Origin of the sequence: Arenimonas sp. (assembly GCF_022842045.1) — a bacterium.
Lineage (GTDB): Bacteria > Pseudomonadota > Gammaproteobacteria > Xanthomonadales > Xanthomonadaceae > Arenimonas.
The window spans coordinates 1-14,953 of sequence record NZ_JALHQI010000068.1 but is presented as its reverse complement, the minus strand read 5'-3'; the positions used below and the strand labels follow the sequence as shown (position 1 = coordinate 14,953).

Annotated in this window: 15 protein-coding genes and 1 pseudogene; 9 read left to right on the top strand and 7 right to left on the bottom strand. The window is 70.3% G+C overall.

What is annotated here, in order from left to right; translation table 11 throughout:
- From Q0C12_RS12520 to Q0C12_RS12510, 3 genes are all read left to right on the top strand, one after another.
- Positions 1 to 861, top strand: an 861-nt coding sequence (locus Q0C12_RS12520; RefSeq protein ID WP_290890655.1) for a DUF1329 domain-containing protein, incomplete at its 5' end; no start/stop codon positions are given.
- 90 nt (positions 862 to 951) lie between these two features.
- A complete protein-coding gene (locus tag Q0C12_RS12515) occupies positions 952 to 2,157 on the top strand; it encodes a YCF48-related protein (protein ID WP_290890653.1) in 1,206 nt (401 codons plus the stop codon).
- A 10-nt stretch (positions 2,158 to 2,167) separates the two neighbouring features.
- Positions 2,168 to 4,663 (top strand): MMPL family transporter, encoded by a 2,496-nt coding sequence (locus tag Q0C12_RS12510; protein WP_290890651.1) that lies wholly within the window; start codon positions 2,168 to 2,170, stop codon positions 4,661 to 4,663.
- Between the two features lie 170 nt (positions 4,664 to 4,833).
- Here Q0C12_RS12510 and Q0C12_RS12505 read toward each other — a convergent pair whose 3' ends face one another.
- Positions 4,834 to 5,721: a DMT family transporter gene (locus Q0C12_RS12505; protein ID WP_290890649.1), complete on the bottom strand. Its 888-nt coding sequence runs from the start codon at positions 5,719 to 5,721 to the stop codon at positions 4,834 to 4,836.
- 126 nt (positions 5,722 to 5,847) lie between these two features.
- On the opposite strand from Q0C12_RS12505, the gene Q0C12_RS12500 reads away from it, so the two are divergent.
- Entirely contained in the window at positions 5,848 to 6,351 is a 504-nt protein-coding gene (locus Q0C12_RS12500; RefSeq protein WP_290890647.1) for a hypothetical protein, read from the top strand.
- A 58-nt stretch (positions 6,352 to 6,409) separates the two neighbouring features.
- Here Q0C12_RS12500 and Q0C12_RS12495 read toward each other — a convergent pair whose 3' ends face one another.
- On the bottom strand, positions 6,410 to 6,913 hold the full coding sequence (locus Q0C12_RS12495) for an Mpo1-like protein (RefSeq protein WP_290890645.1): 504 nt from the start codon (positions 6,911 to 6,913) through the stop codon (positions 6,410 to 6,412).
- 58 nt (positions 6,914 to 6,971) lie between these two features.
- Positions 6,972 to 7,868 (bottom strand): phosphoribosylaminoimidazolesuccinocarboxamide synthase, encoded by an 897-nt coding sequence (locus tag Q0C12_RS12490; protein WP_290890643.1) that lies wholly within the window; start codon positions 7,866 to 7,868, stop codon positions 6,972 to 6,974.
- Positions 7,869 to 7,962: 94 nt separating this feature from the next.
- Between Q0C12_RS12490 and Q0C12_RS12485 the strand changes: the two genes are divergently transcribed.
- Both Q0C12_RS12485 and Q0C12_RS12480 read left to right on the top strand, forming a co-directional pair.
- On the top strand, positions 7,963 to 8,280 hold the full coding sequence (locus tag Q0C12_RS12485) for a c-type cytochrome (RefSeq protein WP_290890641.1): 318 nt from the start codon (positions 7,963 to 7,965) through the stop codon (positions 8,278 to 8,280).
- Positions 8,277 to 8,600, top strand: coding sequence for a DnaJ domain-containing protein (locus Q0C12_RS12480; protein ID WP_034209996.1), 324 nt, complete (start codon positions 8,277 to 8,279; stop codon positions 8,598 to 8,600). Before Q0C12_RS12485 ends, Q0C12_RS12480 begins: the two co-directional genes overlap by 4 nt.
- 45 nt (positions 8,601 to 8,645) lie before the next feature.
- Here Q0C12_RS12480 and Q0C12_RS12475 read toward each other — a convergent pair whose 3' ends face one another.
- Entirely contained in the window at positions 8,646 to 9,473 is an 828-nt protein-coding gene (locus Q0C12_RS12475) for an outer membrane beta-barrel protein (RefSeq protein ID WP_290890638.1), read from the bottom strand.
- 193 nt (positions 9,474 to 9,666) lie between these two features.
- Between Q0C12_RS12475 and rpe the strand changes: the two genes are divergently transcribed.
- Positions 9,667 to 10,344: a ribulose-phosphate 3-epimerase gene (rpe, locus tag Q0C12_RS12470; protein WP_290890636.1), complete on the top strand. Its 678-nt coding sequence runs from the start codon at positions 9,667 to 9,669 to the stop codon at positions 10,342 to 10,344.
- Between the two features lie 172 nt (positions 10,345 to 10,516).
- On the opposite strand, the gene Q0C12_RS12465 is transcribed toward rpe, so the two are convergent.
- From Q0C12_RS12465 to Q0C12_RS12455, 3 genes are all read right to left on the bottom strand, one after another.
- Positions 10,517 to 11,137 (bottom strand): class GN sortase, encoded by a 621-nt coding sequence (locus Q0C12_RS12465; RefSeq protein WP_290890634.1) that lies wholly within the window; start codon positions 11,135 to 11,137, stop codon positions 10,517 to 10,519.
- The gene (locus Q0C12_RS12460) at positions 11,134 to 11,328 is read right to left on the bottom strand and encodes a hypothetical protein (protein ID WP_290890632.1); all 195 of its coding nucleotides are present in this window, start codon (positions 11,326 to 11,328) and stop codon (positions 11,134 to 11,136) included. Before Q0C12_RS12460 ends, Q0C12_RS12465 begins: the two co-directional genes overlap by 4 nt.
- Before the next feature lie 94 nt (positions 11,329 to 11,422).
- The gene (locus Q0C12_RS12455; RefSeq protein WP_290890631.1) at positions 11,423 to 13,456 is read right to left on the bottom strand and encodes a marine proteobacterial sortase target protein; all 2,034 of its coding nucleotides are present in this window, start codon (positions 13,454 to 13,456) and stop codon (positions 11,423 to 11,425) included.
- Between the two features lie 143 nt (positions 13,457 to 13,599).
- On the opposite strand from Q0C12_RS12455, the gene pdsR reads away from it, so the two are divergent.
- Positions 13,600 to 14,289 (top strand): proteobacterial dedicated sortase system response regulator, encoded by a 690-nt coding sequence (pdsR, locus tag Q0C12_RS12450; RefSeq protein ID WP_290890630.1) that lies wholly within the window; start codon positions 13,600 to 13,602, stop codon positions 14,287 to 14,289.
- A gap of 1 nt (position 14,290) precedes the next feature.
- Positions 14,291 to 14,953, top strand: a pseudogene (locus tag Q0C12_RS12445) (histidine kinase); the annotation flags it as partial.

Here is a 14,953-nt window from a genome sequence, read left to right as displayed (position 1 = left end):
ATCTGGAACCACAAGCTCAAGTACAAGGGCCTGTCGGTGGTCAGCTACTCGAACCAGGCGGCCCCGACGGCCGGCGGTGCGTTCACGCTGATCAAGCTGCGCGAGGAAATCCTGGGCCTGTACTACAAGCCGGGCAACACCACCGAGAACATCAACAACATCCTGCTGTACTTCAAGCAGGAAGTGCTCGGCCCGGCCCGCCTGGCCGGCCAGGTGCTGCTGGTGCACGAGACCCTGAACGCGGCCGCCGCGCCGCGCCAGGCGTGGGTGTACAACCCGGGCCAGCGCCGCGTGCGCCGCGCCCCGAACGTCGCCTACGACAACCCGGGCACCGCGTCCGACGGCCTGCGCACCAATGACATGACCGACATGTTCAACGGCGCCATGGACCGCTTCGACTGGACCATCGTCGGCAAGAAGGAAATGCTGGTCCCGTACAACGCGTACCGCGCCCACAGCGACAAGGCCAAGGTCCGCGACCTGATCCGTCCGGGCCACCTCAACCCCGACTTCATGCGCTACGAGCTGCACCGCGTGTGGGTGGTCGAGGCCAAGCTCAAGGCCGGCCAGCGCCACATCAACAGCCGCCGCACCTTCTACCTCGACGAGGACAGCTACCAGATCCTGCTGGCCGACCACTACGATGGCCAGGGCAACCTGTGGCGCTATTCCGACGCGCCGTCGATCAACTACTACGAGGTGCCGACCTTCTGGTCCACCCTCGAGACCCACCACGACCTCAAGTCCGGCCGTTACATCACCGGCCTGCTGGACAACGAGGACAAGCCGCGCGACTTCGGCTACCAGAGCACCCCGGCGAACTACTCGCCGCAGAACCTCCGCACCGCGGGCGTTCGCTGATCCCAAGTGGTTGAAACACCAGCCGCGCCCGAAAGGGCGCGGCTGCGTTCAGGGGCCCGCGAATGGCGCGGGCCCAGGTGGAGGAAAGAAATGCCAGCGATCCCCCTTCGTCGTTCGCGCCTTGCCGGCGCCATGCTGTTGGCCCTCGCGCTGCCGCTTTCCGCGCAGTCGCCCGAGCCCGAGATTCCCGCCGAAGAGGCGTCCGCCGAGATGGCCGACGCCGACCCCGGCATGGATGCTGCTCCGGAGGAATCCGTCGAGCCGTCCGCCGCCGTCGCCGCCACCGACCCGGCGCTGCTCGACGCCGAGATCCTTCCGCGCGCGCGCCGCTCGCTGCTGCTCGACGTGGTCCGCACCAATGCGGGCTACTTCGCCGTGGGCGAGCGCGGCCACGTCCTGGTGTCGGAAGACGGCCAGGCCTGGACCCAGGCCAAGGTGCCCACCCGCGCCACGCTCACCACCATCGCCACCGCCGACGGCGTGCTCTGGGCCGCCGGCCACGATGGCGTCATCGTCCACTCCACCGACGGCGGCCAGACTTGGACCCGTCGCCGCGCCGCGCCCTGGAGCTACGACATCGTCGATCCCAGCGAAGGCGTGCCGGTGATGGACCTGCTCTTCACCGACGCGCGCAACGGCTTCGCCATCGGCGCCTACAGCCTGATGCTGGTCACCAGCGATGGTGGCGTCACCTGGACCCCGCGCAGCGTTCTGGGCGGTGCCGCCGAAGAGGCATCCGCCGCCGACGAACCGGCCGCCGACGGGGTCGCCGCGGCCGAGGACTGGACCTTCAGCGACGACGACCTGATGCTGGATGCCGAGTCCGACCCGCACCTCAACGCCATGGCCCGCGCCGGCTCCGGCGCGCTGGTGATCGCCGGCGAGCGCGGCACCTTCATGCGTTCGCGCGACGGCGGCCAGACCTGGGAAAGCAAGCGCCTTCCCTACGAAGGCTCGATGTTCGGCGTGCTGGCCTGGGAGGACGACCACATCCTGGTCTATGGCCTGCGCGGCAACGTGCTTGAGTCCCGCGACCTCGGCGATTCCTGGACCGAGGTCGAGACCGGCATCACCACCAGCCTGATGGGCGGCCATGCGCTGCCCGGCGGCGGTGCGGTGCTGGTGGGCGCCAATGGCGCCATCCTGACCCGCCCCGATGCCGACACGCCGTTCACCGCGACCGCCTACGAGATGAGCACCGGCGAGACGCCGCTCCTCTCTGGCGTGCTGCCGGTGGACGACGCCGGATACCTCGTGATCGGCGACAAGGGCGCCGACCTGTACCGCCCGAAGTGACGGAGTAGCAATGAGCCTGCCCAACGCCCAACCCGGCCCCTTCGCCCGTTTTGCCGAGAAGCTCGTCTTCGGCAACCGGCCGCTCATCCTGGTCGTCTTCACGGCGATCACCGTGGCGATGCTTTACTTCGCCATGCAGCTCGAGGTCGACGCCGGCTTCAAGAAGCAGGTGCCGCTGCAGCACGAGTACATGCAGACCTTCCAGGACTACGAGGCCGAGTTCGGCGGTGCCAACCGCGTCCTGGTCGCCGTGATCGCGAAGGACGGCGACATGTTCGACCAGGAGTTCATGAAGACCCTGGAGAACGTCACCAACGACGTCATCAACCTCGACTCCACCGACGACGCCCGTTCGCGTTCGCTGTTCACGCCGAACGTCCGCTTCATCGAGGTTGTCGAGGACGGCCTGTCCGGCGGCAACGTCATCCCGCAGACCTTCACCCCGAACGTCGAGGGCTTCCAGTCCACGCCCGAGGACTTCCAGGCCATCCGCGGCAACATCGTCAAGGCCAACATCGTCGGCCGGCTGGTCGCCAAGGACTGGTCCGGCGCGATGATCTGGGCCGACCTGATCCCGGAAAGCGACGTCAACAAGGTCGATTACCAGGAAGTGGCGGCGCAGTTCGAGGCCATCCGCACCAAGTACGAGGACGAGAACCACACCGTCCACATCATCGGCTTCGCCAAGGTGGTCGGCGACATCAGCGACGGCGCGCGCTCGGTGATCAAGTTCTTCGCGGTCACCATCGCCTTCACCTGGCTGCTGCTGTTCCTCTATTCGACCTCGGTCAAGCTGGCCAGCCTCACCGTGGCCGCCGCCCTGGTGTCGGTGGTGTGGATGCTGGGCGCGCTCAAGCTCATGGGCTTCGGCATCGACCCGATGAACATGCTCACGCCCTTCCTGATCTTCGCCATCGCGGTCAGCCACGGCGAGCAGATGATCAACCGCTTCCGCGGCGAGATCTTCTTCGGCGGCCTGGAAGAGGGCACCGTCGAGGAGCTGCGCGCCCGCGCCAAGGACGCCGTCGACCCGCTCGAGGCCGCCCGCCTGTCCTTCCGCATGCTGCTGGTGCCGGGCACCGTGGCCCTGATCGCCGGCTGCATCGGCTTCGGCGCCATCATGGTCATCCCGATCGACATGGTGCGCGAGCTGGCCATCACCGCCACCGTCGGCGTGGCGCTGACCATCCTCACCGACCTGGTGCTGCTGCCGGTGCTGCTGAGCTACACGCGCCTGCGCAACATCGACCGCAAGCGCGAGTTCCGCCTGCGCCAGCTCACCCGCTTCGACAAGATCTGGGCGGCGCTGTCGCGCCTGTCCAAGCCCGGCCCCGCCGCGGCGCTGATTCTGGTTGGCCTGGTGGTGTGGTTCTTCGCCTGGCAGCACGGCAACAAGGTGATGATCGGCGACGCCCAGAAGGGCGTGGCCGAGCTGCGCCCCGATGCCCGCTACAACCAGGACGCGGTGCTGATCGCCGAGCGCTTCGCGCTGGGCGTGGACATCATGAACGTGATCGCCGAGGCGGCGCCGTCGGCCTGCACCACCAGCTTCAACGCCATGGAGACCATCGACCGGTTCGCCTGGCACATGGAGAACGTCGAGGGCGTCGAGCAGGTGATCACGCTTCCGGCCGCGGCCAAGATCGTCAACGCCGGCTGGAACGATGGCTCGGTGCGCTGGCGCATCCTGCCGCGCGACCCGGACACGCTGCGCCAGGCCACCCAGAGCTTCGAGACCGACTCGGGCCTGCTCAATGCCGACTGCAGCGCGATCCCGATCACCATCTTCACCTCGGACCACCAGGCCACCACCATCGACCGCGTGGTCGCGGCGGTGAAGGAATTCCGCGAGGCCAACGACGCCTACGTGCCGGGCAACCTGCGCCTGAAGCTGGCCGAGGAGGCCGCGGGCAACCCGGAGTTCACCTCCGACCAGGTGAACCTGCGCCTGGCCACCGGCAACGTCGGCGTCGCGGCCGCCACCAACGACACGGTGCGCGAGTCCGAGCACATGATCCTGTACCTGCTGTACGCGGCGGTGTTCGTGATGTGCTGGATCAGCTTCAAGAATCCGCTGGCCGCGCTCTGCGTGCTGGCGCCGCTGGTGCTGGTGACCGAGCTGGGCCACTCGCTGATGGTCGAGCTCGACATCGGCATGAAGGTCAACACGCTGTGCGTGGTGGCGCTGGGCGTGGGCATCGGCGTCGACTACGGCATCTACATCTTCGCGCGCATGCGTGAGTCGATGCTGCAGGGCCGCACGGTCGCCGAGAGCTACTTCGTGGCGCTCAAGACCACCGGTATCGCGATCTTCTACACGGCGCTGACCCTGGCGGTTGGCGTGGCGATGTGGATCTTCTCGGACCTGAAGTTCCAGGCGGACATGGGCATCATGCTGACCTTCATGTTCGTGGTGAACATGGTCGCGGCGATCATCTTCCTGCCGGCCCTGTGCCGCTGGCTGCTGCGCCCGCGCGAGAAGGACGACTGGGTCGCCAAGCTCTGACCCCAGCGACATTGCGACATCCGGGAGGCGGGCTCAGGCCCGCCTTTCTTTTGGTGCCCGTTGGTTCTGGCGCCGTCGTCACCGCGGAATCGAAGGTCGCTTTCTCCTCCGTGAAGCCTTTATGTCGGAGAAAGCGACCCTCGCTTTCCCGGTGACGACGGCGCGATGACCTACAGTTCTTCGGGGGTGGGCACGGGCCGGGACTTGGCGAGGCTGCGGAGGGCGATCAGCAGGATGCCGGCGAGGGTCATCGCCCCGCCGATCCAGAGCTTCGGGCCGGGGCGGTCGCCCCAGACGAGAACGCCGAGCGCGACGGCGAAGACGGGCGTCAGCAGCAGCCACGGCATGACCTTGGCGACCGCGTGGCGCTGCACCAGCGAGTAGTAGATGCCGTGGCCCAGCAGCGAGGCGACGATGGCGGCGTAGGCGACGCCGAACCAGGCCTGTCCGCTGAATCCCGCGATGGCCGCGAAGCCACCGGGTTCGAGCCACAGGCTCAGCGCCAGCATCGGCCCGACGCCGAGCACCGCCGTCCAGGCCTGCATGCCATAGCGGTCGACTCCGCCCAGGCCGCGCATCAGCACCGTGCCCACCGCCAGGAAGAACGCCGAGACCAGCATCAGCACCAGCGAGGCCGGGTTGTCGAGCACCAGCGGATCGAAGCCGAGCACCAACACCCCGCCGAAGCTCAGCGCGATCGCCGTGCCGGTGCGCCACGCGAAGCGTTCGCCCAGAAGCGCCCAGGCCAGCAGCACCGACATCGGCACGTAGCTCTGCATCACGATGGCGGGCGAGGACAAGTCGCCGGCGAGCTTGATCGCCCAGAAGCTAAGGCCGAAGTGCAGCACGCCCATGCACAGCGCGGTCGCCACCAGCCGCGGCCATTGGCCGGGCGCCGGGCGGCGCAGGAAAGCACCCAGCAGCATCGCCAGCAGCGCCAGCCGCAGGCCGGTGAACAGCAGCGGCGGCATTTCGCGCAGCGAAAGTGCGGAGGTGAGGAAGTTGCCAGCCCAGGCCACGCAGACCAGGAGCGCCAGCAGCAGATCACGTAAGGGCATGGCGGTCACCGGGTGGAATGCGGGGCAGGGACGCGGCCGGATTCGCGACCGCTTGCCGCTGGCGCGGCGCTCGGGCAGAGTCGGCGGGCGCGACGCGCATCCGAGTATCCAATGGGGAGAGTTTCAATGGAACAGATGGCTGCCCTGGGGGGCATGATCCTGGTGGTCTTCGCAGTAATGATGGTGTTGGGCCTGTTGGTGGGTGGCCTGATCCTGAAGTTCAGCGTGCGCCTGCTGCAAGGCTTCTCGCCGGGCTACGGCAAGTCGATCCTGGTGGTTTTCCTGTCCGGCGTGGTGGGTTTCATCATCAACATCGCGCTGACGATGGTGATGGGCGTCGGCGCCGGCATGGGCGACCCGTCGATGATGGGCGGCGAGGCGGCGATGGCCGGCGCGATGGCATCGCTGGGCATCATGGGCGTGAGCCTGCTCGCGGCGCTGTTCATCACCGCGTTCTTCATCAACCTGCTGATCAAGTCGCCGACCGGCCAGGCCATCGGCTACGGCCGTTCCTGCCTGGTGTCGCTGCTGTACCTGGTGGCGATGGTCGTCCTGGGCATCGTGGCCAGCATCGCGATCGGCGTCATCGTCGGCGTGATGGGCGTGGGCATGGCCGGCATGGCCGGCTGATGACAACGCCGGACTGACCTGTGGGAGGGACTGGAGTCCCTCCCACATTTTCTTGCGGTCAGCGCTTGAGGCCGAGCTTGCGGTAGAGCTTGTCGAGGGTCCACAGCGGCCCGACCAGCAGGTAGCTCAGGTCGGTGAGGAAACTCGGCTTGCGGCCCTCGATCTTGTGGCCGATGAACTGCCCGATCCAGGCGACGATGAACACGCCGATCGCCAGCCACAGCAAGTCCTGCGAGCCCAGCGCCATCCAAAGCGCCCGGTTGAGGAATCCGAAGGCCACGAACACCACCAGCATGCCGATCGCCAGCGGCCGCGACAGCCGCCAGTACCAGGCCCAGGCCAGGAACATGCCGACCGCCATCCACGCGCCCTGGTTCACCAGCGCGGTGGGCACCGGGATCACCCACAGCGCCGCCGTCACCGACCACACGATGGCCGGCACGCACAGCAGGTGGATGAACTGGTTGGTCGGGTTGACGTGGTCGCCGGAGTAGCTCGACAGCCAGCGGTCGACCGGGCGCCGCGGGTCGGGCGTGTCGATCAGGTCGGGGGAAGTCGCCATGGCCGGTCTCCGGGGATGCTTGGACGACCCATCATAGCCCCGCCCCCGGGGGCCGGCATCAATCCAGGCGCAGGTCGGCCAGGCGGTCCAGGGCCTCGGCGTACTTGCGGCGCGTGCCTTCGATCACCTCGGCCGGCACCCTCGGGCCCGGGGCGGTCTTGTTCCAGTCCAGGGTCTCGAGGTAGTCGCGGACGAACTGCTTGTCGTAGCTGGGCGGGCTGGTGCCGACCCGGTACTGGTCGGCCGGCCAGAAGCGCGAGGAATCCGGCGTCAGCATCTCGTCCATCACGTGCAGCACGCCGTGTTCGTCGAGGCCGAACTCGAGCTTGGTGTCGGCGATGATGATGCCGCGCTCGCGCGCATACGCCGCCGCGAACCGGTAGATCGCCAGCGTGGCGTCACGCACCTGCATCGCCAGGTCGGCACCCACCAGCGACACCACGTGGGCGAAGCTGACGTTCTCGTCGTGGTCGCCCACCGCCGCCTTGGTGGACGGGGTGAAGATCGGCTCGGGCAGCTGCTGCGCCTGCTGCAGTCCCGCGGGCAGGGCGATGCCGCAGAGTTCGCCGGTGCGCTGGTAGTCCTTCCAGCCGCTGCCGATCAGGTAGCCGCGGGCGATGGCTTCCACCGGCACCGGCTTGAGGCGCTTGGTCACCACGGCGCGCCGGGCATACAGGGCCGGGTCCACCCCCGCGGGCAGCACGCTGGCCACGTCCTCGTGGGTCAGGTGGTTGGGCACCAGGTGCGCGGTCTTGTCGAACCAGAAGTTGCTGATCTGGCAGAGCATCTCGCCCTTGCCCGGGATCGGGTCCGGCAGCACCACGTCAAAGGCCGAGAGCCGGTCGGTGGCGACCATCAGCAGGCGGTTGCCCGGCAGCGCGTAGACATCGCGGACCTTGCCCCGGTGGAGCAGGGTCAGGCCGGGCAGGTCGGAAGTGTGCAGGGTGGTGGGCACGGCGGGCTCGCGGGCGCGGGGGAGGGCGACATTGTAAGGCGGGCGGCCCGGCCATGACGCCGTGCACGCAGGACGCGCTGCTAGAATCCGGCGCATGACCACGCCCGCCCTGATCCTGATGGCCAGCCTCGCCGCACCGGCCAGCGCCCCGGCCCTGCCGCCCAAGCCCGCCAAGCTCGGCCTCTGCGTCGCCTGCCACGGCGAGGACGGCACCGGCCGCGCGCCCGGCACCCCGCACATCGGCGGCCAGGACCGGCTTTACCTCGAGCGTGCGCTGGCCGACTACCGCAGCGGCAAGCGCCAGCAGGTGCCCATGACCAGCCTGGCCAACGCCCTGCAGCCGCGCGACATCGAGGCCCTCGCGGCCTGGTACGCGGCCCAGCCCGGCTTCGTCGGCGGGGGCCAGCGATGAGGTACTACGGCAAGCTGCTGGGCTTCGTGGCGGGCTGGCTGCTGCTGCGCCATCCGGCGGGCGCCGCGCTGGGCCTGCTGCTGGGCCATGCGCTGGACGCCGACTGGTTCCGCCGGAAGAAGTACGACCCGTACGAGATCCTCGGGCTCACCAGTGACGCCAGCGAGGCCGAGGTCGAGCGCGCCTACCGGCGGCTGATCGCCCAGTACCATCCCGACCGCCTCGGCGGCGTCGCGCCCGAGATCCGGCAGCAGGCCGAGGACAAGGCCCGCGAAATCAACGCGGCCTACGAGCGCATCCAGAAGCAGCGCCGCAAGTAGGCCCGCCCCAGGGGAAAGGCGAGCCTACCCGCGGCACCGCGTGACTCAGAAGCGGTAGTTGAGCGTCAGCCGCACGCTCTCGACTTCGATGTCGCCGTTGCTGCGCCGGAAGTCGGTGCCGTCCGGGTTCACCAGCAGGAAGGGATTGGTCGCGGCTGCCGGGCCCTGCGCCCGCACGCGGTAGTCCTCGTCCTCGAAATCGGTGCGCAGGTACTCGAGGCCGACCGAGAAGGCGTCGCCGATCCGGCGCTCGTAGCCCAGGCCAACCTGCGCGCCCGAGGCATCGCTGTCGCCGTTGGCCACGAAGGTGTTGACGCCGTTGCTGGTGCTGAAGTCGTTGCGCACCGACGCCCAGGCGTAGCCCGCGGTGGCGTAGAGCAGGTTGCGGTCGTCGCCGAAGCTCAAGCCCACGCGGCCGCGCAGGGCGTAGCTGGTCTCGAGTTCGCGGCGCATCGTGTAGAACGCCGGCGTGGTGCTGAAGGCGGTGACGCTGTCGGTGAGCCCGCCGCGGGCGACTTCGCCGAGCACGCCGTAGACAAGGGCGCCGTCCTGCCAGTCGTAGCCCAGGCGCAGGCCGTAGTCATCGTTGTCGTCGTCGCCATTGCTGCGGCAGCCGCTGGCCGGGGTCGGGCCGTTGGCGCCGCCGCCGCAGAAGCCGGGCGAGAACGCGTCGGCACCGGCCGCGGTGCGCACGGTGTCGCCGAACACGCCGTCGAGGTTGGTGTCGAACAGGATGGACTCACCGCGGGCGTCGGACTGGGTGGACGGCCCGGCGTGGCCGCCAAGGTAGGCGCCGTTCCAGGTGGACTGGGCCTGGGCGGCACCGGCGGCGCCGAGGCCGAAACTGATGAGCAGGGCGAGGGAGGTCTTCATCTGGGGCTCCTGGGCGGATGGGGGGCGTCGGGTTCCACTGACCGGATTGCCTACGCGCGAAGCGCGCCCGTCGGATGCACCGGCCCGGGCACCTCCGGTCGGGACGCCCCCGGCCCGTGACCCGGCGACCCGCGTCGCGGGGCCGGTAGAATGGGCCGTCCGCGGGCCGCGCCCGCCGCTGCCGGGTCCCGCCATGTCGTCCTGCCTGATCGCCCCGTCCATCCTCTCCGCCAACTTCGCCCGGCTCGGCGAGGAAGTGGACAACGTGCTCGCGGCCGGCGCCGACTGGGTGCACTTCGACGTGATGGACAACCACTACGTGCCCAACCTCACCATCGGCCCGCTGGTGTGCGAGGCACTGCGCAAGCACGGCGTCACCGCGCCGATCGACGTGCACCTGATGGTGAAGCCGGTGGACCGCCTCGTCCCCGACTTCGCCGCCGCGGGCGCCAGCATCATCAGCTTCCATCCCGAGGCCAGCGAGCACGTGCACCGCACCGTGCAGCTGATCAAGGCCCAGGGCTGCCAGGCCGGCCTGGTGCTCAACCCGGCCACGCCGCTGGAAGTGCTGGACTACGTGCTGCCCGAGCTCGACTTGGTGCTGCTGATGTCGGTCAACCCGGGCTTCGGCGGGCAGGCCTTCATCCCGTCGGCGCTGGACAAGCTCAAGCGCGTGCGCGACCGCATCGACAAGCTGGGCAAGCCGATCCGCCTGGAGATCGACGGCGGCGTCAAGGCCGACAACATCGCCGCCATCGCCGCCGCGGGCGCCGACACCTTCGTCGCCGGCTCCGCCATCTTCAACGCCCCCGACTACGCCGACGTCATCACCCGCATGCGCACCGCCGTCGCCTCCGTCCGTGGCGCCTGAGGTTTAACGCGGATCAGAGCGGATGCACGCGGATAAGAGCGGATAGGGCGTTTGGAGTTTGGTTTTCGCGAGCATCGGCTGGCTGGCCAGGAACCATTCCCGCCTTTGCTTGACCCGCTTTTATCCGCGTGCATCCGCTCTGATCCGCGTTCAAACACTTGCCCCCCACCATTCAAATGGGTGCGAGGGTGACGACGTAGCGGAGGGGGCCACGGGGGGCGGTGGCGTCGAAGGGCCAGCAGGTCACCAGCACCAGTTGGTCAGTGGATGAAGTCGCGATGCGGGTGGTGCGGGAATCCACCACCTGCAGGCCGGTGACGCGGTAGCGGCGGAGGCCGGTGCCGGATTCGAGCGAGACCCAGTCGCCGTCGCGCACGTGTTCCAGCCAGCGGAAGTGCGTGTCGCGATGGCCGCTGATGATCGTCGTGCCGGTGGCGCCCGGTGCCGCGCTGGCTTCCGCCCAGCCGGGGCCGAAAGCCAGCGGCCGGCCGGCGTCGCCGGCCAGCACGATTTGCGAGATGCCCAGCCGCGGCGCGCCCAGGCGTGCCACCGGGTGCGTATCGGCCCAGGGCCAGGGGCGGTGCGCACCGCCGTCGGCGAGGCTGGCGTCCCAGGCCCGGTCCAGCAGCTGCTGCGCCAGCACCGCCTTGGCCGGCAGCCAGGCGGCGTGGCCGCCCAGCGCCAGCGCCGCCAGCATCAGCGCCCGGCCCAGCCAGCGGCGCAGCCGCGGTGGTGGGACTTCCCTGTCCCGAGGGTGCATCCGTGATGCGAGGCTGGCGGCGGGGGAAATCACGGCGCCTCCTGCGCCGTCCGCGGGGAAACCAGGGGCACCGGCCGGCGCCGCAGCAGCGGGCTGGCGTCGGCGGGCACGAAGTGCCAGTGCATGTGGCGCAGCGCGCGCTCGGTCGAGCGCGGGCCCGGGTCGGGCACCGGCGGCAGCGGCGGCAGCGGGGGAAGATCACGGCGTTCGACGATCAGGACCATGGCAAACCTCCGGGGGTCAGGCCTGCGCGGGTTCGCGCAGGAGGCAGAGCAACACGGTGCAGGCGACCCAGGCGATGACGCGGGCGACCATGGCTCAGGCCCTCCCGCGCAGCAGCAGGAAGGACGCGAGGGCCAGCGCCAGCGCCAGCAGCAGCTCGCGCAGCCAGCCGATGCTGCCCTGCGCGAATTGCAGGGATCCTTCAGGCGTCGCGTTCATCACCCGCGAACTGCCCATGGCTTCGCCCTTCGGGCGGGCCGGGGTCTTGTCCACCGCCACCAGGCTGGTGAAGCGGCTGACCAGGCCGTGGCGCAGGGCGGTCTCGACGATCTGGCCGCGGATCTCCGGTTCGTCCCCGCCGCGACGCATCGCGTCCTCCAGCGTGTCGATGCGCGCACGGGCCCACAGCCGGCCGATGCCCGGGGCCGGCACCGCGCTGCCGCCCGACAGCTTCAGCTGGCGCGTCCAGGGCTGCGGGCGCAGGCCGCTCACGGCCACCGCGCCCTCGAGCCGATCGACGCGCGCCACCACCTGCAGCGCCTCGCCTTCGTACAGGTCGGGCACGCGCGCCGGATGCATCTCGGCCGCGCCCGGCCAGGCCAGGGTGATGTCGCGCATCGCCGGCCGGTCGAGCTTGGCCAGCAGGCCGTCCATCACTTCGGCGACTTCCTCGACGTTGCGGACCAGGGTCTGGGTGCCGCGGCCGGCTTCGGCCGCCTTGCGCAGGAAGTGGCCGTTGGGCGCGCTGCCGATGCCGACCGGGAACAGGCGCGACTCGCCGCGCTCGGCCTCGATCAGGCGCAGCAGTTCGTCCTCGTTGCCGATCGCGGCGTCGGTGGCCAACACCACCTGGCGCAGGTAGCCCGCCGGCGCCTGGCCGGCCAGGGCCGCGCGCAGGGCCGGCAGCATCTCGGTGCCGCCCTCGGCGCGCAGCGAGCGCACGAAGCTGCGGGCGCGGGCGACATTGCCCGGCTCGGCCGCCACGGCCTCGGGGAAGAGCAGGTCGAAGCTGTCGTCGAAGCGCACCACGTTGAAGCGATCGCCCGGGCGCAGCCGCGACAGCGCGCGGTCGGCGGCCTCGATCGCCTGCTGCATGGACGCGCCCGACATCGAGCCGGAGTTGTCGATCACCAGGATGAGTTCGCGCGGCAGCGGTGCCACCGGCAGCGTGGGCGGCACCAGCAGCAGCATCGCGAAGGATTCGCCGTCCACCGTGTCGGTAAACACCGCGCTGCGCGGCGCGCGGCTGGGCACGGGCTCCCAGCGCAGGATGAAGTCGCGGTCGCTGGCATCGACGAGGTGGGCCAGCGTGGCCCGGTAGGTGCTGCCCTCGGCCGACACCGTCACTGCGTGGCTGGGGCTGGTGACGCTCTTGAGCGGCAGGCCCGGTTCGATCTCGACGCTCAGCGCCACCGTCGGCGGCAGCGCGCCGCTGCGGACGATCGCGTCGTCGGCGACCGGCAGCGCGGCCGGGCGGCTGGCCGGGTCGAGCAGGCCGACGGCTTCGCGCGTGCCTTCGTAGCGCGGGGTCAGGGTCAGCGGCAGGTGCAGCGAGAACACGCCGTCGCGGAAGGCCACCGGCTGCCAATAGCGCACCTCGATCTCCACTTCCTCGCCCGGGCCGATGTTGGCGACGCGGGTCTGGAACAGGTTCGGCCGGTTCTGCGCCACCAGGCTGGCGCGCTGGCCGCTGGCGGCCGCGGCCTGGTAGATCGCCTCGGCCTCGGCCTTTTCGCGGATCTCGCCCACGATCAGCCGGTCGCCGACGCGCAGGGTGAGCGCACCGACCGCGCCGTTCTCGGGCAGCGGCAGCAGGTAGCGGCCTTCGCGCCACTCGCTGGCGTCGTTGCGGTAGGTCTGGCGCACGGTGACTTCGGCCAGCAGGCCGCGCACCTGCATGTCCACCGTGGTGTCCATGGCCAGGGTGGCGACCCACTCGTCGCCGACCTTCATCTGCAGGCCTTCGGGTTCGGGCTCGGGCTCCGGGTCGAACTCGCTGGCGCGGGCCGGGGCGAGGGCGAACACCAGGGCCAGCACCAACATGGCGACCAGGTACAGCCAGACCAGCGGCTGCGCGGGCGCCGGGCGGGGACGGAAGAGGCGGGGCTTGCGGGTTTCTCGGGCGTGCATGGCGGTGCTCCTTGGGGACGCTGCCATTGCGCGGCCGCCGCCTGCCCGGCGCCGGGCCCGGTTCGGGCAAGGCGCCGACGAGTTGTGGCGATTTGCGGGCAATCCGTTGCCGCCGCCCCGCGCGCTGGCCTAGGCTGGCCGCCATGTCACGCACCGTCGCCATCGTCGAAGACGAACCCGCCATCCGCGCCAATTACGCCGAAGCCCTGCGCCGGCACGGTTACGCGGTCCAGCCCCACGCCAGCCGCGCCGAGGCGCAGGCGGCCTTCGCCCTGAAGTTGCCGGACCTCGTGATCATCGATGTCGGGCTGGGCGACGAGCCCGAGGGCGGCTTCGACCTGTGCCGCGAACTGCGCGCGCGCTCGGCGACGCTGCCGATCCTGTTCCTGACCGCGCGCGATTCCGACTTCGACGTGATCTCGGGGCTGCGGCTGGGCGCCGACGATTACCTCAGCAAGGACACCAGCCTGCCGCAGCTGACCGCGCGCATCCACGCGCTGTTCCGCCGGCTTGATTCACTGGCCGCGCCGCAGGCGCGCGAGTCGGTGTACCGCCTGCGCGCGCTGACGCTGGAGCTCGAGCGCATGCGCGTGTGCTGGAACGAAGCCGAGGTGGCGCTCACCGTCACCGAGTTCTGGATGGTGCACGCGATGGTGCGCTACCCCGGCCACGTGAAGTCGCGCGACCAGCTGATGCGCGAGGCGCAGGTGGTGGTGGACGACGCCACCATCACCTCGCACATCAAGCGCATCCGCCGGAAGTTCCAGGCCCTCGACCCGGCCTTCGACGAGATCGACACCGTGCACGGCGCCGGCTACCGCTGGCGCGCCTGACGTGACCCTGCGCGCCAAGCTGCTGCTGCTTTCCCTGTCGGTGCTGGCGCTGCCGTGGGCGGGCTGGAAGTTCGTGCAGCAGCTCGAGTTCCTGCTGCGCCAGGGCCAGGAGCAGGCGCTGCTGGCGTCGGCCGAGGCGCTGGCGCGCGGCATCGCGGTGCGGCCGGCCAGCCTGCCGCCCGCGGGCGAGGGCTGGTTCGCGCACCGGCTGGCGTTTGCGCCCCGGCTCGACGGCGAGTCCGGCGACTGGCAGGGCGCCGAGGTCGATCCCTACGCGTTCGGCGCGCCCGCGCCCTGGCTGCGGCTCAGCCTGGGCCGCAGCAACGAGCGCCTGCACCTGCTCATCGACGTGCGCGACGCCAGCCGCCAGCGCGGCGAGGCGCACTGGCCCGGCGACCTGGAGTACGACCGCCTGCGGCTGCATCTCTCCGGCCCCTCGGGCGAACTGCGGCTGCGGCTGGCGAACAGCGAATCGGGCGTGCTGCGCGTGGCCGGCGAGGACGGCCTGCCGCCGCCGATCCGCATCGAGGGCTTCTGGCGCGAGCACGCCGAGGGCTACACGGTCGAACTGGCGCTGCCGCAGGCCTTCGCCGTGCGCGCGCTGGGCGTGGAGGCGCGCGACCTCGACGCCGCCGGGCAGCGCCGGCTGGCGGGCACGCTCGAC